Origin of the sequence: Synechococcus sp. PCC 7336 (assembly GCF_000332275.1) — a bacterium.
Classification (GTDB): Bacteria; Cyanobacteriota; Cyanobacteriia; order Thermostichales; family PCC-7336; genus PCC-7336.
This window is the reverse complement of sequence record NZ_CM001776.1, coordinates 1,324,992-1,349,669: the sequence shown is the minus strand read 5'-3', so window position 1 is coordinate 1,349,669 and position 24,678 is coordinate 1,324,992. Positions and strand designations below refer to the sequence as shown.

22 protein-coding genes and 1 pseudogene are annotated in these 24,678 nt (G+C 54.9%); 13 read left to right on the top strand and 10 right to left on the bottom strand.

All coding sequences use genetic code 11. The annotated features are described in order from the left end of the window. Positions 1 to 121: 121 nt before the first annotated feature. The 5 genes from SYN7336_RS32935 to SYN7336_RS06570 form a co-directional block, all read right to left on the bottom strand. The gene (locus SYN7336_RS32935; protein ID WP_227498660.1) at positions 122 to 310 is read right to left on the bottom strand and encodes a type II toxin-antitoxin system RelE/ParE family toxin; all 189 of its coding nucleotides are present in this window, start codon (positions 308 to 310) and stop codon (positions 122 to 124) included. Positions 311 to 405: 95 nt separating this feature from the next. Further along, a complete protein-coding gene (locus SYN7336_RS06585; protein ID WP_017325135.1) occupies positions 406 to 657 on the bottom strand; it encodes a type II toxin-antitoxin system ParD family antitoxin in 252 nt (83 codons plus the stop codon). A gap of 109 nt (positions 658 to 766) precedes the next feature. Next, complete coding sequence (locus SYN7336_RS06580; RefSeq protein ID WP_227498612.1) at positions 767 to 1,354, bottom strand: molybdenum cofactor guanylyltransferase; 588 nt, start codon at positions 1,352 to 1,354, stop codon at positions 767 to 769. A 14-nt stretch (positions 1,355 to 1,368) separates the two neighbouring features. Next, entirely contained in the window at positions 1,369 to 2,454 is a 1,086-nt protein-coding gene (locus SYN7336_RS06575; protein WP_017325133.1) for an anthranilate phosphoribosyltransferase family protein, read from the bottom strand. A gap of 143 nt (positions 2,455 to 2,597) precedes the next feature. Further along, a complete protein-coding gene (locus tag SYN7336_RS06570) occupies positions 2,598 to 3,560 on the bottom strand; it encodes a LysR family transcriptional regulator (protein WP_017325132.1) in 963 nt (320 codons plus the stop codon). Between the two features lie 258 nt (positions 3,561 to 3,818). Between SYN7336_RS06570 and SYN7336_RS06560 the strand changes: the two genes are divergently transcribed. Then, entirely contained in the window at positions 3,819 to 4,397 is a 579-nt protein-coding gene (locus SYN7336_RS06560; RefSeq protein ID WP_017325130.1) for a Uma2 family endonuclease, read from the top strand. 2 nt (positions 4,398 to 4,399) lie between these two features. Here the strand turns inward: SYN7336_RS06560 and SYN7336_RS24775 are convergent, their stop codons facing one another. Beyond that, positions 4,400 to 5,668: a threonine ammonia-lyase gene (locus SYN7336_RS24775; protein ID WP_017325129.1), complete on the bottom strand. Its 1,269-nt coding sequence runs from the start codon at positions 5,666 to 5,668 to the stop codon at positions 4,400 to 4,402. 160 nt (positions 5,669 to 5,828) lie between these two features. Here SYN7336_RS24775 and SYN7336_RS28700 point away from each other — a divergent pair. Further along, positions 5,829 to 5,948: pseudogene (locus SYN7336_RS28700) on the top strand (AbrB-like transcriptional regulator); the annotation flags it as partial. 103 nt (positions 5,949 to 6,051) lie between these two features. On the opposite strand, the gene SYN7336_RS06550 reads toward SYN7336_RS28700, so the two are convergent. The 3 genes from SYN7336_RS06550 to SYN7336_RS24770 form a co-directional block, all read right to left on the bottom strand. Continuing rightward, positions 6,052 to 6,861, bottom strand: a complete 810-nt coding sequence (locus tag SYN7336_RS06550; RefSeq protein ID WP_017325128.1) for a Uma2 family endonuclease — start codon at positions 6,859 to 6,861, stop codon at positions 6,052 to 6,054. A 734-nt stretch (positions 6,862 to 7,595) separates the two neighbouring features. Beyond that, positions 7,596 to 8,780 carry a glycine C-acetyltransferase gene (gene kbl, locus SYN7336_RS06540; protein WP_017325126.1) on the bottom strand — a complete coding sequence of 395 codons (1,185 nt, stop codon included), beginning with the start codon at positions 8,778 to 8,780 and terminating at the stop codon, positions 7,596 to 7,598. 44 nt (positions 8,781 to 8,824) lie between these two features. Further along, positions 8,825 to 9,823, bottom strand: a complete 999-nt coding sequence (locus tag SYN7336_RS24770) for an NAD-dependent epimerase/dehydratase family protein (protein ID WP_017325125.1) — start codon at positions 9,821 to 9,823, stop codon at positions 8,825 to 8,827. An 801-nt stretch (positions 9,824 to 10,624) separates the two neighbouring features. Here SYN7336_RS24770 and SYN7336_RS06525 point away from each other — a divergent pair. The 3 genes from SYN7336_RS06525 to SYN7336_RS06515 are packed head-to-tail and all read left to right on the top strand — an operon-like array spanning position 10,625 to position 14,359. Continuing rightward, positions 10,625 to 12,106: an aldehyde dehydrogenase family protein gene (locus SYN7336_RS06525; RefSeq protein WP_017325124.1), complete on the top strand. Its 1,482-nt coding sequence runs from the start codon at positions 10,625 to 10,627 to the stop codon at positions 12,104 to 12,106. Beyond that, positions 12,057 to 13,430, top strand: coding sequence for an acetyl ornithine aminotransferase family protein (locus SYN7336_RS06520; protein WP_227498611.1), 1,374 nt, complete (start codon positions 12,057 to 12,059; stop codon positions 13,428 to 13,430). Before SYN7336_RS06525 ends, SYN7336_RS06520 begins: the two co-directional genes overlap by 50 nt. After that, positions 13,430 to 14,359 carry a DUF1338 domain-containing protein gene (locus SYN7336_RS06515; RefSeq protein ID WP_017325122.1) on the top strand — a complete coding sequence of 310 codons (930 nt, stop codon included), beginning with the start codon at positions 13,430 to 13,432 and terminating at the stop codon, positions 14,357 to 14,359. The genes SYN7336_RS06520 and SYN7336_RS06515 overlap by 1 nt, the downstream gene beginning before the upstream one ends. A 123-nt stretch (positions 14,360 to 14,482) precedes the next feature. Here the strand turns inward: SYN7336_RS06515 and SYN7336_RS06505 are convergent, their stop codons facing one another. After that, a complete protein-coding gene (locus tag SYN7336_RS06505; protein WP_017325120.1) occupies positions 14,483 to 14,827 on the bottom strand; it encodes a helix-turn-helix transcriptional regulator in 345 nt (114 codons plus the stop codon). A gap of 197 nt (positions 14,828 to 15,024) precedes the next feature. Here SYN7336_RS06505 and SYN7336_RS31975 point away from each other — a divergent pair, with 197 nt between their 5' ends. The 8 genes from SYN7336_RS31975 (at position 15,025) to SYN7336_RS06465 (ending at position 24,279) form a co-directional block, all read left to right on the top strand. Beyond that, complete coding sequence (locus tag SYN7336_RS31975; RefSeq protein ID WP_017325119.1) at positions 15,025 to 15,687, top strand: hypothetical protein; 663 nt, start codon at positions 15,025 to 15,027, stop codon at positions 15,685 to 15,687. A gap of 168 nt (positions 15,688 to 15,855) precedes the next feature. Continuing rightward, positions 15,856 to 17,364, top strand: coding sequence for a multicopper oxidase family protein (locus SYN7336_RS06495; protein WP_017325118.1), 1,509 nt, complete (start codon positions 15,856 to 15,858; stop codon positions 17,362 to 17,364). A gap of 423 nt (positions 17,365 to 17,787) precedes the next feature. Then, positions 17,788 to 18,219: an antitoxin Xre/MbcA/ParS toxin-binding domain-containing protein gene (locus SYN7336_RS06490; RefSeq protein WP_017325117.1), complete on the top strand. Its 432-nt coding sequence runs from the start codon at positions 17,788 to 17,790 to the stop codon at positions 18,217 to 18,219. Next, positions 18,210 to 18,698 (top strand): RES family NAD+ phosphorylase, encoded by a 489-nt coding sequence (locus SYN7336_RS06485; protein WP_202951178.1) that lies wholly within the window; start codon positions 18,210 to 18,212, stop codon positions 18,696 to 18,698. The genes SYN7336_RS06490 and SYN7336_RS06485 overlap by 10 nt, the downstream gene beginning before the upstream one ends. Positions 18,699 to 19,372: 674 nt before the next feature. Then, entirely contained in the window at positions 19,373 to 19,573 is a 201-nt protein-coding gene (locus tag SYN7336_RS06480) for an NblA/ycf18 family protein (protein WP_038025779.1), read from the top strand. A 434-nt stretch (positions 19,574 to 20,007) separates the two neighbouring features. Further along, positions 20,008 to 21,633 (top strand): alpha-keto acid decarboxylase family protein, encoded by a 1,626-nt coding sequence (locus tag SYN7336_RS06475; protein WP_017325114.1) that lies wholly within the window; start codon positions 20,008 to 20,010, stop codon positions 21,631 to 21,633. Between the two features lie 19 nt (positions 21,634 to 21,652). Next, positions 21,653 to 23,125, top strand: a complete 1,473-nt coding sequence (locus SYN7336_RS06470; protein ID WP_026100754.1) for an aldehyde dehydrogenase family protein — start codon at positions 21,653 to 21,655, stop codon at positions 23,123 to 23,125. 44 nt (positions 23,126 to 23,169) lie between these two features. Then, positions 23,170 to 24,279, top strand: a complete 1,110-nt coding sequence (locus SYN7336_RS06465; RefSeq protein WP_017325112.1) for a Glu/Leu/Phe/Val dehydrogenase — start codon at positions 23,170 to 23,172, stop codon at positions 24,277 to 24,279. Positions 24,280 to 24,678 lie beyond the last annotated feature (399 nt).

Below are 24,678 nucleotides of genomic sequence, written 5' to 3'. Positions count from 1 at the left end.
CGAGAGCGCAGGAGCCTCTCTTGCAGTATGAGACTCATCTCAATCGTTGTAAGTCGAATGGCAATATTCGTTAATATCGAGATGCCGCAAGGCCGCAGGCAAGAAAAAAATACTTCAATACTCAGCAGTTATTCAAAGCCTGATTGAGGTCTTGTCGTCCCAAAATGCGGATAATCTCAACTCCGCCACTCTCGATTCGATAATAAATCGAATGTACGCCGCACACGCTGCGCCTATATCCGGCGCGGATATCGTCAACGGCAGGGTAGAGCAAAGGGTTTTCTCCAAGGTCGGAAAATCGCTGTTTCAGCCTATTTTGTATAGTCTATTGCTTGGCTTAGGCCGTATTCGTCAATACCATAATCAAAAATCTGGTCGAAATCCTCAGTGGCTGCCACACTGAGCTTATAGTGTCCCATTTTCACGCTTTCGTTCGATAACGCCTTGCATAATTTCTTCCGGCGTCCGATCGCTAAAACCGCTGTTCTCGCCTTCAATTAATGCAGCACGGATAAATTCAACTTGACTCTCCCGCTTCTGACGTTCGCGGATCAGATCGCGGATCGCTTCGCTATCGCTGGTGTACTGACCACTTTGGACTTGCGCTTTCAGCCAGTCGTTATGGGCGTTTGTGAATGAGATTGTTTTTCTCGGCATGGTGATAGCCTCCAAAGGTCTGCACCAAAGTGGTTCTAGACTACACTACTTTTCACCGCTTTGCAGGTAAAATCTTTGACTCGTTCTGATGCCATGCGTTAGGAGAGTCCTACAATCGTTTCAGCCGAGGTACCGATCGCAGTCGAGCCCAGTCGGCAGGAGTATTGCAGTTAAAGAAAAGTTGTGGCTTGTTAATGTCCCACTCTTGCGGCGATTCCCCCGCCAGCCACATTTGAAACGATCGCCCCCCTTCGTGCAAAAATGCCTGCACCGAGGCCAAACAGCTCGTCCGATAAAAGCCGCACAGCGGTTCCCAGCCTCGTTCGGAGCGGTGGAGCAGGGCGATGCGATCGTCCCCCACGCGATCGAGCTGCGCGATGCCCTGCCGCAAGCTATCCGCATCCAGGCAAGGTAGATCGCAGGCCAACAACAGTACCCAATCCGCCGTCACCTGCTGCAGTCCCAAGGCAAACCCCGCGAGAGGACCGCAAGCCGTGTCGGGATCTTCGGGAATGAATTGGCCGCCGAGGGGCAGATGGCGGTAGCGATCGGGCCAAGGGGTCACCACATAGGTGGTTTGAGTGCAAGCTGACGCCACTCGGCAGACCTGCTGCAGTAGGGGCAGACCGTTCACTGGCAGCAGCGCCTTATCTCGGCCCATCCGCCGACTGCGACCGCCCGCCAATACAATCGCCACGATCGATCCTGCTGTCACACGCCACCTAAAGCCGCTTCCGCAGCTCCTTTCGCCCTTTCCACAGCCCCTTGCAAGCGCTGCAACTGCTGCTGCACTTGCCCGCTAGAGAGCAGCGCTTCTGCCCGCTCGATCCCCTCCGCCAAGGTCGCACAAAGCCCCACCTGCCATAAGTAAAATCCGCCATTCCACAGAGCCGCCTGCTGCCACTCGCCACCCCCTCCGGCCAGCACCGCCCGGATGCGATCGCCCCATTCTGCCGTCGGCACAACCGCAATTTCCGACCCGTCCATCCCGAAATCGCGAGGATGTGACAGCAACCGTTCCGGTTCGAGTCCGGGCTGCATGGGGTGAATGCAGATAATGCCGGTGCGATCGCGCGGCAAATCGCAACTGCCTTCCAAGCCTTTCACTGTCACCAGACGGCGATAGCCCCCTTCGAGCAGGCAGGTCTGTTGCAGCCGTTCTTCGGTGGGGGGATGGACATAGCCGGAGACCATCAGTACCTCGCCGCGATAGGGAGCCCAAACCAGTTCCAGAGTGGCGAGGGGAGGACGCTTGCCAATTTGTTCGCGATAGGACACCAAGGCTTCAGCCAGCGGGAAGTGTTGGGGTTGATAGACAAATCCCAAGCGGGTTTGCTGAAACACTTGCTGGGTGCAAGCGAGCGAGAGAGGGGTCCAATCCACCCCCAATGCCTGCCACAGATCGACGAGGGGAACGCCATATTTCGTGGGCATGCGCCGACCGCCGTGCAGGATGGCGGGATACTTGGCGGCAGTGAGGATAAGAGCAGTGAGGGGGGCAAAAGGGGCCGAACGCGATCGCCCGTCGTAAGGAATGCCGAAGACGATGGGGGGCTCGGCACCAATTGGGGTCAGGTTTGGCCCCAGTCGGTTGTAAGTATCCAACAGGCCAACGAGTTCTTCGCTGGTGGGACGCTTGATGCGGTGGGCAATCATGAACGCGCCAATTTGAGCGGGAGTGGCTTCTTGCTGCAGCATCATCGCCGTGGCCGCAGCCGCTTGAGCCCGCGTCAAATGCTTGCTGGTATGGGCACCACTACCGACTAACTTCAATAACTCTCGAAAGGCGTCGCTCATAGTTACAGAGGGGAAAGGTGAAGCAGTTGTCAGCCAATCTGGCGCGATCGCAGCAAGGAAGTCCGTAAAAGCACAGCGCTCTGTAGGCGCTATTATGCCGCAGCGATACTGCGATGCCGATACCTAGGCTACACAAATGACCCTTAGGGATGAGCTATCGCCTCAGCATTATCCAATTCGAGCTCTGGTTCGACGGCAGTCCAGTCACGACTCTTGGGGACGGGCTGTTGGCGGACTAGCTTGCAAAAATACTGTATAGGGGGGAATTGCAGCCGATCTTGGGTGGTTACGAGCGACACCTGCCGAGCCAATCGCGGCGCTTCGGTGGGTCGAATGGCCAATTCGCGATCGTCTCGTGCTGACAGCGTTGCAGCCCGAGGCAAGAGCGCCGCCATTTGCCCCTGCTTGACAATGCCGCGAAAGGCTTCCAGAGTGTTGAGTTCCAGAGCTATCTTGAGCTCGATCCCCTGGCGCTGAAATTGTTCCTGCACGAGCCGCTGCATGCCATAACCGTCTTTAAAGACCACTTGGGGGTAGCGGGCGAGTTCGCGCCAAGGGATGAACTCGAACTGGGCCAGCGGGTGGCGGGCCGAGATCAACACCTCAACGGGTTCGTCGTAGAGGGGTTCGATCGCAATTTCAGTGTTGGCGGTCATCCAGCGGTTGTGCATGACAATCGCCACATCCACCAATCCATCGCGCAGGACTTTGAGGGCGCGATCGCTACCGAGGGAGGTGACCCGCAACTGTACGTTGGGATAGGCGTGGCAAAACTGCTGCAGGATAGGGGGGAGATAGTCCGAACAGGCGGATTGAATGGCCGCGATACACAGTTCGGTTTGCTTGCCCGCAGCCAACTCCGCCAATTCGGTGGAGGCGTGCTCCCATTCCTGGCAAATGCGGCGGGCGCGCCCCAGTAAGTGTTCCCCCGCGACAGTGAGTTTGGTGGGGGTAGAGCGGTGTAGGAGCGAAAGGCCCAATTGAGTCTCTAGCGCTTGAATTTGGCGGCTGACAGTCGATTGGGTAATGTTGCATCGGCGAGCAGCCTGCTGAAAACTTCCCGATTCTGCCACCGCAAGAAATGCCTGAAGCTGCTCTAGCCGCATTCGCCACCTCTAGTAATGCCACGCTTTAACGCGCAGCAAGATTTCTGTTGCTTGCAATCCGATCGAGATCCCATTTATGAAGAATCACTGAGAAAAAGATTGCTGTGATGTCAGAGTAGGCAAACGCCTTCAACAGGTTCGTATCGGAGGTTACATAGTGTATATCGGTTTTTCGGCAAGTATCATATTCAACTATCTTCGCCCCTATCCCACCCCACTGCATACACTAGTAGGTAGCCGCGATCGCCGAGTCAGCCAATGGTTGCCGTCAAAGACTCTATGAGCTTTGCCGAATATCTAGAATGGGAAGCCCAACAGGACTGGAAACACGAATATATCGACGGACAGGTATACGCTATGGCTGGCGGCACCCTTGCCCACAGCCTCTTAGCGTCCAAACTGATTACTGCTTTAGGTGTCCATCTAGACGGAAAACCTTGTCAAGTCTTCTCCCCCGACGCTAAAGTTTGCATTTCGGAATCCGGCCCCTGTTTTTATCCCGACGTTAGCGTTACCTGCCATCAGCAGGATTTAGCGGCAAGCGACTATCTGCAATTTCCCTGCCTGATTGTCGAAATCCTTTCCCCCAGTACAGAAAAAATCGACCGAGGCAAAAAGCGCCTCCAATATCAACGTATCGCCACCCTACAAGACTATGTATTAGTCTCCAGCGAAACCCAAAGAGTTGAAATCTATCGCCGCACCAATCACAACACCTGGGAATACACCCTTTACGAGCTTGGCGATACCCTTCAATTCAGCAGCATCGATCTCGCCCTCCCCCTCGATCGCCTCTACGAGAATGTTGTCCTAGTCCCCGAATCGGAAGCTAGCTAGCATCAGGCCCGCTGTAAGTAGTGCGGGAGAGTCGAGATCGCCTCTACAGAACTAGCTCCATCCATTTGCTGGGGGAGAGACACGCGATATCCCGCTTCAATGAGGCCATCAACGATCTGCTGTACGTGTTCCAGTCCTCTTGTCTGGAGGACGAATTGAATACTCACCGACTGCAGCGGCAGACTGGTAAATGCCCGTTGATGGTGAACGTCAACAACATTGGCTCCAGCTTCGGCAATACAGCGGGAGACTTCCGCCAGCCCCCCTGGCCGATCGCTGACATCCACATCTAGCCGTATCAGCCGACCGGAACGCACCAAACTCCGCTGCACAATTCTGGAGAGGATGGGCAGATCGATATTGCCGCCACTGAGAATAATCCCCACAGACCGACCGACAAAGCGATCGCGATATTTCATCAGAGCTGCCAGTCCGACCGCTCCTGCCCCCTCCGCGACAGTCTTTTCCCGTTCGAGCAACAGTCGCACCGCTTCCTCGATATCCTCTTCATCGACCAGAAGGATGTCGTCCACCCACTCCCGCACAATCGGCAATGTCAATTGACCGGGGGACTTGACCGCGATGCCTTCTGCAATGGTGGAACTGCCGCACACCGCCAGATCCCCTCGCAGAGCTTGGAAGGTGGAGGGGAAGCGTTTCGTTTGGACGCCGATAATCTCGATGTCGGGACGCAGACTCTTGGCGGCGATCGCATTCCCCGAAATCAAGCCACCCCCTCCCACAGGCACCACGAGCGCCTCTAACTCTGGATAAGCGGCCAATATTTCAAGGGCGATCGTCCCCTGTCCGGCAATAATGCGTTCGTCATCGTAGGGGTGAACCGTTTGAAGACCCCGCTCGCGGGCCAATTGATAGCCCAAGACGATCGATTCGTCTAGAGTATCTCCGTGGAAAATCACTTCAGCCCCGAAGGCGCGGGTGCGTTCCACTTTGTTATTGGGGGTGAAACGGGGCATGACGATGGTGGCCGCAATGTCCAACTGTTGGGCCTGATAGGCCACGGCCTGAGCGTGGTTACCCGCTGACATGGCAACGATGCCTGTCTCCTTCTGGGCGGGGGTGAGGGAGAGCAGTTTCACCAAGGCTCCGCGTTCTTTGAACGAGCCGGTGAATTGCTGGTTTTCAAATTTGAGGATGACGTTTGCCCCCACTAGGTCTGACAGCGATCGCGACGGACGACAGGGGGTATTGGAGACGCGATCGCGCACGATTTCGGCAGCAGTGTGAATGTCCTGCAAAGTGACAGTCATTGCAAGTCTCCTCAGTCAGGATGAATGGCCTATGCTGGGCTTGCGGTTAGGATAGCGTACTGCTTGCTAATACGAGTAATGTTGTCCCTTATCTCAGGATGAAAAACTATTGGCAGCTTAATAAGCCTCCTGGGACGGTTACACTGATAAAGCCTCTGTTCACAAGAATGGGAATTTATTGATTGGTGCTGTTTACGCTAAGAAAATGGGATTGAAGCCTGGGGATGAATTTACCCTCAAACTGGGCAAGCGGAGTATTGCGTTGACGCGGGTAGATTAAAGCGAATGAAAATTTGGAGGCGATCGCACTGCTCCAATCACCTGAAAGCATGCAGTCTAGCAATAGTAGTGACCAGTTGGTATTTGACGGGTATTTCCACAAGCTAGAGCGTATCGGGATCGATTCCCTTTTGTCGGAGTTTGTCCAGCAGTTGCTCGCGTAACTGTTGTTCCTGCTCGGCCCGCAGGCTCTCCTGCTCGCGCAATTGTCGTTCCTGTTCGGCCCGCAGGCTCTCCTGCTCGCGCAATTGTCGTTCCTGTTCGACCCGCAGGCTTTCCTGTTCGCGCAACAGTCGTTCCTGCTCCGCGACCTCAGTAGGAGCAGTGAGTCGATTCCCCTCTCGGTCATACCAGTACAACCAGTCTCTCGACCAACCTCGATAGGTTCCCGACTCGCTTCCCAAGCCCAACCCAATCTCTGGCAGCCAAACCGGCTCCCCCGTTTGCAAGACGTAGCGATCGCCTTCGAGCCGATAAACCTCTAAGGGCTGACGCCGCTTGCGAGTGCAGTACTCCAGGTTGTAGATCGCGTAATACAACACACCGATGCGGGCGTACTCTTCCATCTTGGAGCCGTACTCCTGCCCGTAAGTGCGGGAGACGTATTCCACCACCAGAATCGGTAGCTCGCCCTCATCCCAGACGACGTAGCTGAGTCTGCCGCCCTTTCGAGGGAGCCGCTCCACTCCCAGACTCAAGAAGCCATCGGGGGCAATGGAAGGTTTCTCGGGGTCGTAATAGACGGCTAAATTAATGCCCCAGAACCAATCGGTGCGATCGCGCCAGTGCCAAGCGAGGAGATCGCCGAGGAGGCTGGCGGCGAGCACTTGCAATTCGCTATCCACAGGGGCAAAGTCAGTTTCGGGCAGTTCGTCTTGAGTGGGGAGGTATTGCCGGGGTTTGAACTGGACCATCGGGTTTGCTCCGAGCTGAGCTTACTCTATCGTAGCGAGGTGGGTTAGAGCTCAAAGAGATCGTGGTTGACGACAAGAGGGAATGCTTTCGTGCGATCGGGTTTGGTGCGTCAGGTGGGCAATGGTTCACTTCCAGACTTCAAGAGTTGAAAGCTACTCACAGTAAGCCTTTCAGCCTCTGGAAGATAGTCGCAAAAAGTAGCGAATTATCTGGACTATGTTTGCAGAGAGTAGATTAAGAGACTGATTGACACTCAAGAGGCAAGAAAATTATCAGAACTCAATGTAATCGTGCCCTGCAGACATCACAAGATGGCTAGCTTTTGCTTCCTTTGCTAGCCAAGATTGGCCGATTTTGAACCAAAGCCGTAACATAGCGGCAATTCGAACGGTTCGGTTTGATGGGCAGCCCATGTCATTGGGGCTTGCTCTCAATGTACGTACAAAGAGGTGGGTTGAGATTCCCTGCAACGCGCCGATCGCTCAGTTCAATCGAATTTTCCCGCAGTGCTATATACCAACTCTTGTCTTAGGGGAATTGTATAAGGGGCTTATTGTTCGCAGCAGATTCAACGTAATATTGATACCCTCGAAGAACTGAGCGAACTGCTAACGATCGAGCCCTTCGATCGAGCCGCCGCAGTAGAATTTGGCAAAATCCAAGGCGAACTTCGCCGCGTAGGCAAACCCACGGGAGAAATAGATGCCCTCATTGCTGCAGTTGCCCGTAGGATTCAACAGCCATCCTGCTTGCGCATGCGAGTCAAGGCATCGATACAGCGATCGAGCTGCTCGCGGGTGTGGGCAGCAGAGATTTGTATGCGAATGCGAGCTTGTCCTTTGGGCACGACTGGATAACTAAATCCAGTGGCATAAATTCCTTCCTCCAGCAAGTCGCGGGATATATCCTGGGCCAGTTGGGCCTCGTAGAGCATAATCGGCACAATCGGGTGAATGCCGGGTTTGATGTCGAAGCCGAGGGCAGTCAGGCGCTGGCGGAAGTAGCGGGTGTTTTCCCGCAGGCGATCGCGCAGTTCGGGGGTTCGGTCGAGCATCTCCAGCACCTTCAGGCTGGTGTAGACAATGGCGGGAGCCAGACTGTTGGAAAACAGGTAGGGACGCGATCGCTGTCGCAGCAAATCGATCGTCACTTTGCGACCTGACGTAAAGCCGCCCGAAGCTCCGCCCAGGGCTTTACCGAGGGTGCTGGTGACGATATCGACTCGGCCCATGACGCCGCAATGCTCGATGGAACCGCGTCCTGTCGGGCCGAAGAAGCCCGTGGCATGGCTGTCATCCACCATAACTAAGGCATCGTAGCGATCGGCCAGATCGCAGATTTGCTTTAACTGAGCGATATCGCCATCCATACTGAAAACGCCATCGGTGGCAATGAGACGAATTTTGGCAGACTGCGCCTGCTGCAGGGCCTGTTCCAATGCCTGCATGTCGCTGTGGGGGTAGCGGTAGCGCTGGGCTTTACACAGCCGCATGCCATCGATGATGCTGGCGTGGTTGAGAGCATCGCTGAACGCGGCGCAGTCGCCATCCAAGAGGGTCTCAAATAATCCTCCATTGGCATCGAAGCAGGAACTGTAGAGAATTGTGTCTTCTGTACCGAGAAACTGCGAAATTTTCGCTTCTAATTCTTTGTGAATGGTCTGGGTGCCGCAGATAAAGCGGACTGATGACAGACCGAAGCCGTACCGATCCAAGCCTTCCCGAGCGGTGGCAATCAGCTCGGGGTTGTTGGCCAAGCCCAAATAGTTATTGGCACAAAAGTTAATCGCTTCCTTCCCCCCTCGAATGGCAATCTCGGCATCCTGTGGCGTCGTCAGCAGTCGTTCCCCTTTGTAGAGACCGGACTGGTGAATTTCGTCCAGGATGGCTTGGAAGATGGGGGTCGCTGTCATCGCCATGAGGGAATCTCCTCAGAATTCAGCAGGCAAACTGGTTGTTCCGTTCAAACACCACCCGAGATCGGTTGCGGACCCGCACGATCGGCTGCTCCGTTCGAGCCAATGTGTTGCGAGAGATGCACGAGCATATCTGCCACGATCGCGGGCAAGTCATAGCAGTGCTGCCAGCCCCAGTCTTGCCGTGCCTGTGAATCGTCAATAACAGACGGCCAGGAATCGGCGATCGCCTGCCGAAAATCGGGCGCGTAGTCACAGGTGAAGTGTGGCAGGTGGGTCTGAATCTCTGCAACAAGTTCTACTGCAGAAAAACTGACTGCCGCAACGTTATAGCTGGAACGAACGGCGATCGCTGTAGAGTTCGCTTGCATGAGGGCGAGGATAGCGGCGATCGCGTCCGGCATATACATCATGGGCAGGCGAGTGTCGGGCCGGACAAAGCAAGTGTAACTGCCGTATTTGAGGGCGTCATAGAACATTTCAACCGCAAAATCCGTCGTTCCACCCCCCGGTAAGGCGCGGTGGCTGATGATGCCGGGGAGACGCAGGCTGCGCACGTCCACCCCAAAGCGATCGGCGGAATAGCGACAGAGCATTTCTCCTGCCGCCTTGGTAATGCCGTATAGGCTGGACGGATCTTCGATCGCGAACTGGGGGGTACCCATCTTGGGACTGTGGGGACCGAAGACAGCAATCGAGCTGGGCCAAAACACTTTTAGCCGGTGAGTTTTGGCAACTTCGAGGACGTTTCTGAGCCCATCGATATTGACCTGCCAGCAGCGATCGGGATACTGTTCTCCCTTAGCTGAAAGGACTCCGGCCAAGTGGTAAATCGTCTCGATGCGGTACTGTTCTACGAGCTCTTGCAGCCGCCGCTTATCCGTCACATCCAGAACCTCGTAGGGCAGCCGATTGGCATCTGAGGCGGACAGGGGCCGACGACTCGTTTCGATGACTTGTTTTGCACCATAGCGATCGCGCAAGGCGATCGCGAGGTCACTCCCAATCTGACCCTTAGCCCCAGTGACTAAGATTCTTTCATTCATCAAACGATCGGTTTCCAGTCAGTTTTACTCAACTATTTTTAGGCAATTGAACGAATGCTAATCTACTCGATCTCCGGTTGATTTCAAGATCCTATTTGTAGTGCAGCAAACAGAGAGAGTCATAACATTGACTTGAAGGACTTGACCGGATAGGACAAGTGCATGTATTGATGTGTATTGCTTCCAGACAGGGGTTGGACAAATTTTAGAAGCTTGAGAATGTCTCTCTGGACTTCGAGCCCTGCTGACTCAGCCGCCAAACCAAGCTCCTCAAACTACAGAATTTGAAGACCGAGACGCAATCAAATCCATTTTATTTGTTTTTACAGAGCCTGTCAGGTAGTCCAATTGATTTTTGTTACACAAAAATCAATGATTTTGATTGACCTCGGCCATAATTGAGATGGAGAAGGCTCAGCCTGAGGAGGCCTGTAATGGACAATCGTCGAGTTGAAGCGTACGAAGTACTGGGGTTCATTGCTGTGTTTGCCGTCATTTTGGGCGTCATCGCGCTGATTTGATCGCGCCAGCACTCTAGCCCGACAGTGCCAAGCCACACTGTCGGGGAATCCATTGAGCTGAGAGGGGCAGCAGCCTGCATGAGGCGATCGCTGCCAGCGGCTCGGTCTGCTCGGACTGCGGTCCAGCAGAGATGTTGCACTGGGCGGGAAAACCCCGCCCCTACGGGTCAATAACCTACATTTCACCTCCATCTTTTTCCACCATAGATAATTGGGGGGTCGATCCAAAATGTTCGAACGGTGCGTCTGTACTTTGGAGGTTTGAAGATTGGTGACTCCAATGCAGTGTCTGAATTACATCGACGGTCGCTGGGTGCCCGCGCGATCGGGGGCTGTGATGGAAAGTCGCAATCCTGCCGACTGGCGAGAGTTGGTGGCAACCGCGCCGCAGTCTGATGCGGCTGATGTCGATGCCGCCGTTGCCGCTGCCCGCCGCGCCTATCGAAGCTGGCGTCTCGTTCCCGCCCCGGTGCGGGCAGAATCTGTTCGCCGTATCGGCGAACTGTTGTTGGAGCGCAAAGCAGAACTGGCCCAACTGATGACTCGGGAAATGGGCAAACCTCTGGAGGAAACCCGAGGAGATGTGCAAGAGGGCATTGACTGCGCCTTCTACTACGCGGGGGAAGGGCGTCGCTTGTTCGGCCAAACCACCCCTTCGGAATTGGGCAATAAATTTGCCATGACGGTGCGAGTTCCCATTGGCGTCTGCGGCCTCATTACCCCGTGGAATTTCCCCATTGCCATTCCTTGCTGGAAGTCTCTCCCAGCCCTGGTTTGCGGGAATGCGATCGCCTTCAAACCGGCCAGAGACACCCCTGCTTGCGCCACCCTTTTGACTCAAATTTTTGAGGCCGCCGGTCTGCCTGCTGGCGTCGTCAACCTGGTCCACGGCACGGGAGAGGCCGTCGGTCGAGCCCTCGCGGAGCATCCCGGCATCGACCTCATCTCGCTGACCGGATCGTCGCAGACGGGGGCCGAAGTGGGGGCCACCTGCGGGCGCACCCACAAGCGCGTTTGTCTGGAAATGGGCGGGAAGAACGCCCAGATTGTGATGGAGGATGCCGATTTAGACCTGGCCCTCGAAGGTGCTCTGTGGGGAGCGTTTGGCACGACGGGACAGCGATGCACTGCCACCAGTCGTCTCATTCTGCATCGCGATATCAAAGCTGAGTTTGTCAGTAAACTGATCGAACTGACCGGCAATTTGCGACTGGGGTCCGGCCTCGATCCTCAAACTGATGTCGGTCCTCTGATTAACCAAGCTCAGCGCGATCGCGTCATACGCTATCTCGACATTGCCCGCGACGAGGGAGCGAAGCTGGCGATCGGAGGGGAAGTGGCGAGGGAGGACGACCTGCAATACGGCTGCTTTTTCCAACCCACGATTTTGGATGGCGTAACGCCGGATATGCGCGTTGCCCGAGAGGAAATTTTCGGTCCCGTTGTATCGGCGATCGCCGTGGACTCGTTCGATCGGGCCATTCAAGTGCTGAACGACACCCCCTACGGTCTCTCCTCCTCTGTCTACACGCGGGATGTCAACCGCGCCTTTCAAGCCATGCGCGATCTTGAAGCAGGCATCACTTATATCAACGGTCCCACCATCGGCGCAGAAGTTCACCTGCCGTTTGGGGGCGTCAAGCAGACGGGGAACGGCCACCGCGAAGCCGGGAGCGCAGCCCTCGATGTGTTTTCGGACTGGAAGACGGTCTATGTGGACTTTTCCGGTCAATTACAGCGGGCTCAAATTGATAACCGTTGAGGATGCCATGTTTGATGCATTGTCCAACCCCACGCTGCCTCGGTTTCCGAAACTGGTCGCGCCGCTGCCGGGGCCTCGCGCCCGCGCTTCGATCGATCGCGATCTAGCCGTGTCTTCCCCCTCCTACACCCGCGCCTATCCGCTGGTGGTGGCTCGCGGCCAGGGTTGCTCGATTGAAGATGTGGATGGCAATGTCTTTTTGGACTTTACGGCAGGAATTGCGGTCACAGCCACCGGTCACGCCCATCCCCAAGTGGTTGAGGCCATTCAACAGCAGGCGACTCAATTCCTGCACATGTCGGGCACAGATTTTTACTACGCTCCCATGCTGGAGTTAGCCGAAGCCCTGGCCGCGCGCGCACCGTTTCCAGAGCCGGACAGTGGCACTCGCGCGCGCGTATTTTTCACCAACTCCGGCACGGAGTCGGTGGAAGGCGCAGTTAAACTAGCTCGCTACTCCACAGGTAGGTCTCGGATTGTTGCCTGCCTCGGCGGCTTTCACGGACGCACCTACGGCTCGATGTCCCTCACGGCGTCCAAAGCTGTCCAGTGTCGGGGGTTCGGCCCCCTCCTCCCCGGTGTCACCCACATTCCCTACGGCAGCCATGCCAGCCTCGATGACCTGGAACGGGAACTGTTTCCCTCGATGCTGCCGCCGGACGAGATCGCGGCAATTGTGGTGGAGCCCATTCAAGGGGAAGGGGGCTATATCGTGCCGGAGGATGGATTTCTGCAGCGGGTGCGCGGGATTTGCGATCGCCATCGCATTTTGATGGTGGTAGATGAAGTCCAGTCGGGCATGGGGCGGACGGGCAAGCTATTTGCGATCGAGCATTGGGGCGTCCAACCCGATATTGTCACGTTGGCAAAAGGCATTGCTAGCGGTTTGCCGCTGGGGGCGATCCTGTCGCGACCGGAACTGATGACTTGGCCTCCCGGCTCCCATGCCAACACCTTTGGGGGCAATCCCGTCGCCTGTGCGGCAGCCAAGGTCACGTTGGGACTTCTGGAAACCGAGCTGATTGAAAATGCGCGCCAAATGGGAGAGGCATTGCAGGTGGGCCTAACGCAGCTCGCCGCTCGCTTCGACAACGTTTCTCTGCCTCGGGGGAAAGGGTTGATGGTGGCGATCGATCTGTTCGATCGCGATCGCAATCCCGATCCAAATTTGCGCGATCGCATCGTCGATCGCGCCTTCCATCGCGGTCTTTTACTGCTCGGTTGCGGCAAAGCTGCCATTCGATTTTGTCCCCCCCTAGTCGTCGAACGCGAACAGATTCAGGTTGCCTTGCAAATCCTTGCTGAAGTGTTGAAAGATCTCTGATGAAACGCATTCAGATAGCGCTCCAACTGTGGGAGCGACTCTGGCAGACCTACCTCGGCCGAGTTCCCTACGCCCGAATTTATCAACAGACGATCGAAGCAGCGGGGGGAGCGATCGCCAACGACCACATTGCCTTTCGCTCGCTGCGTCTCGACACCGAAACTCCCCACGGAGCAATCGACTTGGGGATTCTCTACCTCGCCTGGATGTTTGAATCTTTAGGCTACGAAGTGGCAGGAGAATATGAATTCCCAGACCGGCATCTCTACGCGCGTCACTACCTGCATCCCGAGCGCGATCGGTTTGCATTACCCAAACTCTTCATCAGCGAACTCTTAGTAGACGAGCTGCCTTCCCCCATTGTGCAGTCGATTTACCAAAGCGTTCGGTCCGGCCACTTTGCGGACGTGCAAACCCTGAAGCAAACCATCGAGACGGCCTCCAACGATTTCGCTATACAACAGACAGCCGATCGCCTCCAAACGGTCTTCACCCGTCCCTGGAACCCTCCCCTGCGTTCCGTCGTTGAAGCCGTCAATAAAGTCAGTCAATACGGAGCTTGGGTCTTACTGCACGGCTATGCCGTCAACCACTTTACGGGTTACGTCAACGCCCAAAACACCCCCCATTTCCCCGATATTGAAAGCACAGCCCTCGCTCTGGCGGAACGGGGAGTACCGATGAAAGTGGCGATCGAAGGCAGTTGGGGCAGTGGTCTGCGTCAAACCGCAACCCATGCGGTGATCGAAATGGTTTCAGTGCGGGATGACGAGACTGGAGCCTCGATGCAAATTCCTTGGCCCTATGCCTACTTCGAGATTGCCGAGCGCAATTGGGTCGAAGTTTCTCCGGGGCAGACCGAACTATTTGAAGGGTTCCTCGGAGCTCAAGCCCAGAACTTATTTGAGATGACTCGAAAGGCGATGTAGTCGAGATTTATAGGAGAGCCACTAACAAGCCTGCGCCGATCGCGCTATTGATGGCGAGGAGCTGGCGCAGACTATTACGTTGGGCAGCATTCCCAGCCTCAACTTCACATGCACAATCTGCCATCACGACTCCTCCGAGCAATTGTAGCGAGTGCATTCGTAAACACCCTTTGCCACATCCGCTAGCAATTCATCTGCTAGTGCCAACATTTCGATCGCTCGCGGATCGCTTAGCTGGTAGCTGACGTAACGTCCCTGCTGGGTAGAAACGACCAGTCCGCAATCTTTGAGACAGCTCAGGTGATTGGAGGCATTCGACTGACTCAATCCAGTTGCCTCAACAATTTCACCGACAGTGCGCGAACCCGTTCGCAGCGCCTCCAAGATGGCCAATCGCGAGCCATCTGAAAAGCCACGGAAAAGCTTGGCCTTCAACTTGATAGAAGTTGTTCGAGCAGTGACGATCATATTGCTGAGGTTGGAATCTTAATTTTTCTTTTAGATATTATCATATCAGCAATTGCTGATATGATAATATCTTGAGTGTCCACCCAGTTAGTCGAAATCTAGTGAAGTTTGATTGCACTCATATCATTCTCCAGTTGACTGGAGGTCCTACGATCTAGGTGGGCTCATTAACCTCAAGCAAATAGGAGGACCGAGAAATGAAGGCTAGTTATGCTCTCAAAAAGCCAACCATTGCTGCCTTGACGGGACTAGTTTTACTAATAGGAGGAACGAGTTCTTTGCTAGCCCACGAGATTTCTCAGCAACCCAACCCAGCGACAGATTTTTCTAATGGAGATTTAACAGCACCTTCTCAGACCTATCCTCCCCTCCAGCAGGGCACGAATCCAAATGCTCCCTGGATAGGCCCCAGACATAGGATGGGACCCGGACAACATATGATGGGACCCGGCTTGGGGAGAGGCAACCGTTGGGGATACGGTCCCCAGCATGGCATGATGTTTGACCCCAATACCGTCGAAACCGTTCGAGGGAGAGTCGTTAGCGTCGAGCCTTTTACTCCAATGCAAGGGATGTCCCAAGGTAGGCAGCTACTGATTCGGACCGGCGATGAAACGGTACCCGTGCATCTCGGTCCCGCCTGGTATCTCAATACCCAGGAGTTGCCACTTGCCCCCAATGATGAAGTAGAGGTCGTCGGCTCCCGGATGCCCTTTGCTGGAAATTCGACGATTATTGCATCTGAAATCCGACGGGGGGACGAGCGGCTAATTCTGAGAGATAACCAGGGATATCCGGCCTGGAGTGGTTGGTCTCAGCAGAATGGTCGCTGGGGACCTGGAAGAGCTTGCTGTTGGTAAGGCGTCTGGAGTGACTGAGGGCTTCTGTCACCGATCGCACTGGAGAATTGCCTACGCAGGCGATCGCATATTGGGTGGCGCGTTCCTCACCGTGAAAGGTACGGGCGCTAGACCTGACGCATTTCCCAGACACCTCAAGACCCTCAATAGGCTTTAGAGACTCATGCGATGAAACAACTCAGACGCCGACAGTTCATAGCGCTCGGCACCAGTGCTGCTGGTACCCTCCTGCTGTTACAGGGGAGGTTGTTTCAGTCGAAAGCTCAACCATCCTCGCCGTCCTCTACTGAAGATAGCGCTGAAGAGGGGTTAGTTGAGGTTTTCCTTGAAGCTAGCTATGGCACTGTCAATATCGGCGGACAATCGGCTCAACTCTTCTCCTATAACGGGCAGATACCCGGCCCTAAAATTGAAGCTCGCCCTGGCGATACGGTCCGCATCCGCTTTAGCAACAACCTCCCCGAGCCAACAAATCTCCACTACCACGGCTTGCACGTTCCTCCCACTGGCAATGCCGATAACGTCTTTCTAAACATCCCCAGCGGAGAAGTCTTCACTTACGAATTCACGATTCCCGACGACCATCCAGGAGGAACCTTTTACTACCATCCCCACCTCCACGGTTGGGTTGCCAGACAGGTATTTGGCGGTCTCGGTGGCATATTTGTTATTCGGGGGGAGATGGATGAAATTCCGGAAATTGAGGCTGCTCGAGAAGTCTTTCTATTCTTAAAAGACTTTGCTTTAGATGCCAGCGGTCGAGTTCCAGCACCCCATCATATGGAACAGATGCTGGGACGGGAAGGTCCTCTGGTGACTGTTAGCGGTCAGTCAAACCTCGATTTGTCTATTCCTCGCGGTGGCTTGCTGCGCTTGCGTCTGATTAATGCGTCCAACGCCCGCTTTTATCGGCTAACACTCGAAGATCACCCTCTTTATCTCATTGCTACAGATGGCATATCGCTATCCGAGCCAGTAGAGCTGAGAGAGTTGCTGTTAACTCCGGGAGAACGTGCGGACGTGCTCGTAAGAGGTGAAAGAGAGCCCGGACAGTATCGATTGCTGGATCTGCCTTACAACCGAGGGGGCATGGGAATGATGGGACGCGGCATGGGGTCGGGAATGATGGGGCCGATGGGACGCGGTCGTATGGGGCCGAGGATGGGGCCAGGTACGGATTTCTCCTCAGGCGGAGGCACCGCCCGGACTTTGGCCACTTTGACGTACCGAGGGCAGGTTGAGTCTATGGCTCTACCTCGGCAACTGATTCCCGTGGAAGCATTACCCGAACCCCAGACTGTGCGACGTTTCTCTCTAAACCACGGCATGAGGCCGGGTATGGGAATGGCCTTTTTAATTAACGGCTACACTTTCAACCATCAACGCATCGATACGCGGGTGTCCCTCAACACAGTAGAGGACTGGGAAATTGCCAATACAGGGACAATGGATCACCCCTTTCACCTCCATACCAATCCTTTTCAGGTGATTAGCCGGGATGGTCGGGCTGAAGCTTTTCGAGCCTGGAAAGACACAGTCCTCGTCCGGCCAGGGGAAGTGGTGCGCCTTCGAGTTCGATTTGCAGATTTTCCGGGCAAGGCCGTTTACCACTGCCATATTCTCGATCACGAAGACCTCGGCATGATGGGGATAATTCAAATGCAGGGGGGAAACTAATGGCTTGTTTGCGAGACTCAACAATGTCACGATCTCTGCAATAACGCATCACGTTTCGAGCAGAACCCAGCTCTTCAAATTGAGTGAATACTAGCTCAATACAGCTTTGCCATCATGACCTCCGGGGTACTCCCGCCAGAACGCAGAGCGTTTGGCGGTGAGGGGGATAGGATAGTTAAACGCAGGGCGGTTGGACTACCGCTCTCTGGCTGTGGAGGCTTATCCGCTGGGATGCCTGTGAAACAGCAACTCTCACTCGTGAGTCTGAGAAGCTCCCGCTAGACCCGTAGGGTTAGCGGTGAGAGTAGTCACCTTTACCCCCCGATCGAGCTGCTGCTCGGTGGGAGACGATCGTTCACGATATAAATCACAATGATGAGCTAAGGCAATCATTATGATGTATGTCAATCCTGAAGCCACACGATGAGCGAAAACATGAATGTTGCGGCGTTATTAGAAAATGTGAATGTCTCCCCTGAGGTTCTGACCGACCGTGGCGCGTTCATACAGGCTGTTCGTCAAGGCATTCCGGGTCTAGCCGTCAAACAGGCCGTCGCCGTCTTGGGCGAGCGAGAGCTGTTTATCCGGTTGCTGGATACCACCTCAGCGAACCTGAGCCGCTTCTATCGCAAGAAGGCGCTGACCCGCGCCGACAGCGAGGAAGTGCTCGATACATTGCGCCTGTTCCAGTACGCCGTTACCGCGTTTGAAGATAAAGAGATTGCGCAGGAATGGCTGCATACCCGCATTCCTGCCTTGGCCGGAGAGCGTCCGGTCGACCTGTTCGATACCTTTGAAGGGCGCACTTTAGTGAGGGAATCGCTGCGCGCGATTGAGTACGGCGAATTCTCCTGATACTGCTTTACCGGATTGTCAAGGAGAAATATCTCGACAACTTCTCAGGACAGGGTAAATCCTTTATCGACGGCGCTCGCTGGAATCAGCCAGGACTGCCGGTACTCTATTTTGCATCCAGTCCTGCGGTGGCCCTTCTAGAGATGGCCAACTACCTTCCGTCACCCCGACTTGTCCCCAAAAGCTATCGGCTCGGGATCTACGAATTGCCCGAAGATGTGTCTTGTGAAACACTAACCATCGCACAAATGCCGAAAGACTGGGCCAAGTACCCTTATCCAGCAAGCACTCAAGCAATGGGCAGCGACTGGCTGACACGGTCGACTAGCCTGTGTCTGCTGGTACCCAGCGCAGCCATACCCGCCGGTTTAGAGCAGATAGTGGCGATAAACCCCAACCATCCGGAGATTGGCAGCCTGAAACGAGTTGATGTGAAAACAGACTTGTATAACGAACGAGCGTTTCAAGGCATCAAATAAACTCTTGAGAAACAAATCCAAAAAACTCCTCACAATTACCTCTCAACCAATAATGAACGCTCGACCGATCGCGATCCCCGCGATCGACAAATAGAACCTGCCTATTTGGCAGAGGCGATCGCAGAATTCGTTAGAATCAGCAGCAATCCAACTCAATGGAATGCCCGTTCCAGAAATATAGCAATAGTGGGGATCGCAAGCATTCTTAGAAAACTCTCAGAATAGAGGCAAAAGCTCAAAAGAGCCTTCTTCGTTACGTCTCGCAATCAAAATACTACATAATCCATAAACTTTGTTGTCAAAATAATTTCGAAAAATCTAGTTTGTTATAATGAGTTGACAATCGTACATCCAATAGGCTGGGAGGTGATTCAGATTTTCTGTTGCAGCTCGTTGAGGTCTTTTAAAACAGGACGAACAATCGAATGCTGCCGCCTGGCGCAACCTTTTGCCCGGGCAATTGATTGTTTGACTCCGAGACCTTTCAAGAGTGGCCTTTATAGCAACAGGATGCTTCCAAAGTGTAGTCAGGTTTTACTCTCTTTTATCTCAAACTTGCTAGTTGCTGTTTCTGTTCGCATTGCCGTATAACTGACCTGAGAGTTCTACTCCACAACATGCATCCCTGTTTCTAAAAGTCGAAAGGCAGCATTGTCAGAACTTAGGGTGAAATTATGAACGGCCCAGGAACGCTCAAAATGGAGCAGCAGTTTAGGCTGCAAGTGATGAGAGAAGCAGTCAAGTCTGCCGATCGCGAGCAATTAGAGGAGTTTTTCCTCGAACTGACGCGACAGTTAATGCTGAAAGACAATTGGATTCAGCACATGTTCAAAGAGTGCTATCTCCCGGATTTCTCAAGCTTGAAAGTTCAATAAATGAGAGCTCGTCTTTTTAACTGCCTTCACGTCCAGTGAGAGAGGCTACAGCAAGATTGAAGGCTGTTCTTACGGCGGGCTCTCGCAATCTAGCCTGTCGCAGACCGACTCGCATTCCGCAAAGACGGGGATAGAGTCTGCGGTCAGGTGTGAATTTTGAATTGCTGTGTGAGTTTTGAATCGCTGTGTCGAAGTTCAGCCTCCAGATTTCGTAGAATTGGACTAGAGGTATGCGGAGTGTTTGTCTCTCTGCTGGCGATCTTGCTGCGATCGCGAACGAAAGCTTTGTGGAATCGCTAGATAAGATTCTCGCTCGAACTACCACGCCAACCGTTTGCAGTGCAGTCATCCCCTATTGCTGCTGAGAGATAGCGAAGTGAAGCCGAACTGCAGAAGACTGCGGTTCCCAATTTAGATGTTTGAGGGATAGAATCGTGCCTCAGTTAGCTCCTCATATTTTCGAACTCCTGCACCGTCAGGGAGTTCAACATGCGTTTGGGATTCCGGGGGATTTTGCCCTGACCCTCTACGACGCTTTGGCAGAGAGCGAGATCGAACCGGTGGTGATGACCCACGAACCCTGCGTCGGGTTCGCTGCCGATGCCTACTCCCGCATGCGGGGAATCGGGTTGGCGGTGGTGACCTACGGGGTCGGCGGCTTGAATATGGTTAATGCGGTGGCGGGGGCCTATGCCGAGAAGTCGCCGCTGGTGGTCTTGAGCGGCGGTCCTGGCGTGAAGGAGCGGCAGGAGCGGGGGTTGCTGCACCATAAGGTGAAAAGCTTCGATACGCAGCGACGGGTTTACGAAGAGGTGACTCTGTACGCTGCAACGTTGGACGATCCGGCTACTGCCGACGCGCAGATCCACAAGGCGATCGACAGCGCCATCACCTTCAAACGCCCCGTCTATTTGGAAATTCCCCGCGATCGGGTCTACGCGGAGATTGAAGAAACCAGTCACCCACTGCCGCCCCTCAAACAGACGGACCCAGACACACTCTCGGAGGCGTTAGCCGAAACCCTCGACATGCTGCAACAGGCCCAATCCCCTGTGTTGCTGGTGGGGGCCGAGGTGCATCGTTTTGGCCTGCAAGAGCGAGTGGTGGCGATCGCCGAAAAACTGGGCCTGCCGGTCTGCGCCACGATGCTGGGCAAATCCGCCTTTCCAGAAGGACATCCCCAGTACATCGGTATCTACAACGGCGAAGCTGGAGATCCCTACGTGCGCCATCGGGTGGAGGACTCGGATTGCCTGCTGATGGTGGGGGTGTTCTTGACCGACATCAACTTGGGCATGTTCACAGCCCACCTCGATCCGGGCCGAACCATTTCCGTCACCTCCGAGCGGCTGGCGATCGAGCATCACGAGTATGTCAATGTGCGGTTCGAGGACTTTATCGCGGCCTTAGAGGAGCACCCCGATTTACCCCAGCGCGATCCGGCGGCGATCGTGTCGATGCGTCCGCGCGTTGCGCCCGATAGCAGCAGCGTTTCTATGGGCGGCTTAATCTACGAACTGAATCAGTTCATCGACAGCGACACCCTACTCGTCACAGACGTGGGCGACCCGCTGTTTGCCGCTGACGATATTCGCATGCAGGCCGGGACGTCATTTTTGTGTCCTGCTTTCTACGCCAGCATGGGCTTCGCAGTCCCTGGGGCGATCGGGGCGCAATTGGCCGATCCCTTCCGACGGGCGATCGCCTTGGTGGGGGATGGGGCCTTTCAAATGACGGGGATGGAATTGATTACGGCGAAACGGCTGGGATTGAATCCGATTGTCATCGTCATTAATAACGGCTCGTTCACCTCCTTGCGTTCGATGGGACACGAGGAGGCGGCCTTTGTGAATATTCCTCATCTCGACTATGCCCAACTCGCTACGGTGTTGGGGGGGCACGGTTTTGCGATCGGAACGGGTGAAGAGCTGCGACAGGCATTGCGTAGTGCCCGAGCCAGCAACAGCTTCAGTATTTTGGACGTTCGTCTGGCTGCCGATGACATATCGCCCGCTTTGCAACATTTAAGCGCCCTGTTTGCCAAAACCCTCAAGGGATAGCAGGGCGAGGAGGATCGTTATGACAATGGCCACCCCATTGAAATCGTCGCTGGATCTCGCACCCACCCAGCTACTCATCGATAACGAGTGGGTGGACAGTCTCTCGGGCAAGACTTTCGACACCCTCAATCCCGCCACTGAAGAACCGATTTGTGCCATTGCGGAGGCTGGCGCTGCCGATGTCGATCGCGCTGTCAGCGCTGCCCGTGAGGCATTTGAGCTGGGCGAGTGGGCTGAAATGTCCCCCAGGCGTCGTGGCGAGCTCCTGTTCGCCCTAGCCGATCTCGTCGAACAGCATCGGGACGAACTGGCTCGGTTAGAAACCCTCGACAATGGCAAGCCCCTCAGCCAATCGCTTAGCGCAGATTTGCCTCTGACCGTGCAGTGCTATCGCTACTATGCGGGTTGGGCCGACAAAATCCAGGGGCGCACCTTGCCCGTCGATCGCCCCTATTTCAGCTATACGCGGCACGAGCCCATCGGCGTCGTCGGTCAGATTATTCCGTGGAATTTCCCCCTGCTGATGCAGGCATGGAAACTGGCTCCTGCGTTGGCGGCAGGCAATACGGTGGTGCTCAAGCCTGCTAGCAACACCCCTCTAACGGCTCTGCGGGTGGGAGAACTAATTGTGGAAGCGGGGTTTCCTGCTGGCGTTGTGAATATTGTGCCCGGTCTGGGGTCTGTCGCTGGAATGGCGATCGCCAGCCACCCAGACATCGACAAGGTAGCCTTTACGGGGTCCACCAAAGTGGGTCACTCGATTTTGGCAGCGGCCGCCAGCAGTAATCTCAAGCGGGTGACGCTGGAGTTGGGGGGGAAGAATCCCAATATCGTGTTTGCCGATGCCGATATGGATGCGGCGCTTGCCGGGGCACATTTTGGCCTTTTCTTTAACCAAGGACAATGCTGTACGGCGGGATCGCGGTTGTTTGTGCAGGACAGCATCTACGACGAGTTTGTCGATCGCAGCGTCGAACGCGCTCGGAACCGGATTGTGGGCGATCCCTTCGACCCGGAAACGGAGCAAGGGCCGCAGGTCAGTCAGGCCCAGATGGATCGAGTCATGCACGATATCGAGTCGGGGATGCGCGAGGGCGCTCGCCTGTTGTGCGGCGGCAACCGGATCGGCGATCGCGGCTTTTTTGTCGAACCGACGGTGTTTGCCGACGTTCGAGACGAGATGACGATTGCGCGGAAAGAGATTTTCGGCCCCGTGATGAGCATCATCAAATTTAAGGACATTGACGAAGTGATTCGGCGAGCGAATCAGACCATTTACGGTCTGGCAGCGGCTGTGTGGACTCGGGATATTTCGAAGGCTCACGCGATCGCCCATGCCATCAAGGCCGGAACGGTTTGGGTGAATTGCTATGACGTCTTCGATGCAGCAGCCCCCTTCGGTGGGTTCAAGCAGTCGGGTATTGGCCGCGAGCTGGGGGAATATGCTCTGCAGGAATACACCGAGGTGAAGGCGGTAACGGTCAAGTTGTAGGCAGAGCCAGAACTGCTGCTGGCACATTTCTGAGGTGATTCCTAATGGAAACTATCTTTCGATTTGCGGACGATCTCGGTCCAGCCAAGATCGTTCACCTGTATGACCCCCGCACGGGGTTGAAAGCCATTCTCGCGATCGATAATGTTGCCCTCGGCGCGGCGATCGGCGGGGTCCGCATGGCTCCTGATGTCACCACCGAGGAGGTGTTTCGGCTGGCGCGAGCCATGACGCTGAAAAATGCTGCGGCCAACCTGCCCCACGGCGGCGGCAAGGCGGCTATCTTGGCCGATCCGAAATTGCCGCGAGGGGAGAAGGAGCAATTGATGCGGGCGTTTGCACGGGCGATCGCCCCCTTCACCGACTACATTCCCGGTCCCGATATGGGGACTGACGAGCAGTGTATGGCTTGGGTGTACGGCGAGATGGGTCGCGCGATTGGCTTGCCCGCCCAGATGGGGGGGATTCCGCTCGACGAAATTGGCGCGACGGGGTTCGGTCTGGCGATCGCGACTGAAGTTGCCACTGGCTACTGCGATGTCGAATTAGAGGGCGCTCGCGTTGTGGTGCAAGGGTTTGGGTCTGTCGGACAGCATGTGGCGAAGTTTCTAGCCGAGAAAGGAGCGATTTTGGTGGGTGTTACGGATTCGCAAGGAACGTTGTTCGATCCTGACGGGATTGATGTGGCAATGGCGATCGCCCTCAAGCGATCGGGTCGCAGCGTTATCGATCTGCCCCGAGGCAAAGCTTTGGATCGCGATGGGGCGATCGATATTGAGTGCGAAATCTGGATTCCGGCGGCGAGGCCGGATGTGGTCCGTCTCGATAACATCGATCGCCTGCAGGCCAAGTTGGTGGTTCAGGGGGCGAACATTCCCTTTACAGCGGCGGCTGAAGAGATTTGTCACGCCCAGAATATTCTCGTGATTCCAGACTTTATTGCTAATGCGGGCGGCGTGATTTGTGGGGCGGTGGAGTATCGAGGGGGGACTCAGGCGGATGCGTTTGAGGCGATCGAGCGCGAAATTCGTGTCAATACTGCTGCGATGTTGGATGAAGCGGTGCAAGCGGGGCGGTTGCCCAGACATGTGGCGATCGAGCTGGCGCGATCGCGGATTCGAGCCCGACAAGATAACCGCATGTCTGTCAGCTAAGGGCTAAGAGCTGGTTGTGGAATTGGGGTGAGGGCGATCGGGTGAAGTCCGACGAGTGCCAGCAAATAGCAGGGGCCTATTGAGATTAGTTCATTGGTCTAGCGTTGTGTTCATAGGTTGGGAGGCTTGTGGCGCAGAGTATAAAGATTGGCGAAGTTTATGAGCGATCGAGTAAAGCTGACTCAAGTGCCATAAAATAGCTGAATTTATCTAAGTTAAAGACAAATCCGATCGAGAAATTCGGTATCAACAGAGCTTAACTGTTGAGAGTAAATATCTGAATTTTACTCTAAACAAATATTTATATTATCAATATAATAATTTCAGGGAACAGGAAAGAGGAGTTCAATATGTATAGAAGATCTAAACATTTAAAAGGCTAGTAATTCTGCCAAAAAG

What these genes read in the sequence shown, in the direction of transcription:
- SYN7336_RS06505 (WP_017325120.1), bottom strand. Translation starts at nt 14,827, where the DNA reads ATGATCGTCACTGCTCGAACAACTTCTATCAAGTTGAAGGCCAAGCTT.
- SYN7336_RS06560 (WP_017325130.1), top strand. Translation starts at nt 3,819, where the DNA reads ATGGTTGCCGTCAAAGACTCTATGAGCTTTGCCGAATATCTAGAATGG.
- SYN7336_RS06470 (WP_026100754.1), top strand. Translation starts at nt 21,653, where the DNA reads ATGACAATGGCCACCCCATTGAAATCGTCGCTGGATCTCGCACCCACC.
- SYN7336_RS06525 (WP_017325124.1), top strand. Translation starts at nt 10,625, where the DNA reads ATGCAGTGTCTGAATTACATCGACGGTCGCTGGGTGCCCGCGCGATCG.
- SYN7336_RS06465 (WP_017325112.1), top strand. Translation starts at nt 23,170, where the DNA reads ATGGAAACTATCTTTCGATTTGCGGACGATCTCGGTCCAGCCAAGATC.
- SYN7336_RS06515 (WP_017325122.1), top strand. Translation starts at nt 13,430, where the DNA reads ATGAAACGCATTCAGATAGCGCTCCAACTGTGGGAGCGACTCTGGCAG.
- SYN7336_RS06480 (WP_038025779.1), top strand. Translation starts at nt 19,373, where the DNA reads ATGAACGGCCCAGGAACGCTCAAAATGGAGCAGCAGTTTAGGCTGCAA.
- SYN7336_RS06550 (WP_017325128.1), bottom strand. Translation starts at nt 6,861, where the DNA reads ATGGTCCAGTTCAAACCCCGGCAATACCTCCCCACTCAAGACGAACTG.
- SYN7336_RS06495 (WP_017325118.1), top strand. Translation starts at nt 15,856, where the DNA reads ATGAAACAACTCAGACGCCGACAGTTCATAGCGCTCGGCACCAGTGCT.
- SYN7336_RS24770 (WP_017325125.1), bottom strand. Translation starts at nt 9,823, where the DNA reads ATGAATGAAAGAATCTTAGTCACTGGGGCTAAGGGTCAGATTGGGAGT.
- SYN7336_RS06520 (WP_227498611.1), top strand. Translation starts at nt 12,057, where the DNA reads ATGTGGACTTTTCCGGTCAATTACAGCGGGCTCAAATTGATAACCGTT.
- SYN7336_RS06575 (WP_017325133.1), bottom strand. Translation starts at nt 2,454, where the DNA reads ATGAGCGACGCCTTTCGAGAGTTATTGAAGTTAGTCGGTAGTGGTGCC.
- SYN7336_RS06490 (WP_017325117.1), top strand. Translation starts at nt 17,788, where the DNA reads ATGAGCGAAAACATGAATGTTGCGGCGTTATTAGAAAATGTGAATGTC.
- kbl (WP_017325126.1), bottom strand. Translation starts at nt 8,780, where the DNA reads ATGGCGATGACAGCGACCCCCATCTTCCAAGCCATCCTGGACGAAATT.
- SYN7336_RS31975 (WP_017325119.1), top strand. Translation starts at nt 15,025, where the DNA reads ATGAAGGCTAGTTATGCTCTCAAAAAGCCAACCATTGCTGCCTTGACG.
- SYN7336_RS06585 (WP_017325135.1), bottom strand. Translation starts at nt 657, where the DNA reads ATGCCGAGAAAAACAATCTCATTCACAAACGCCCATAACGACTGGCTG.
- SYN7336_RS24775 (WP_017325129.1), bottom strand. Translation starts at nt 5,668, where the DNA reads ATGACTGTCACTTTGCAGGACATTCACACTGCTGCCGAAATCGTGCGC.
- SYN7336_RS06570 (WP_017325132.1), bottom strand. Translation starts at nt 3,560, where the DNA reads ATGCGGCTAGAGCAGCTTCAGGCATTTCTTGCGGTGGCAGAATCGGGA.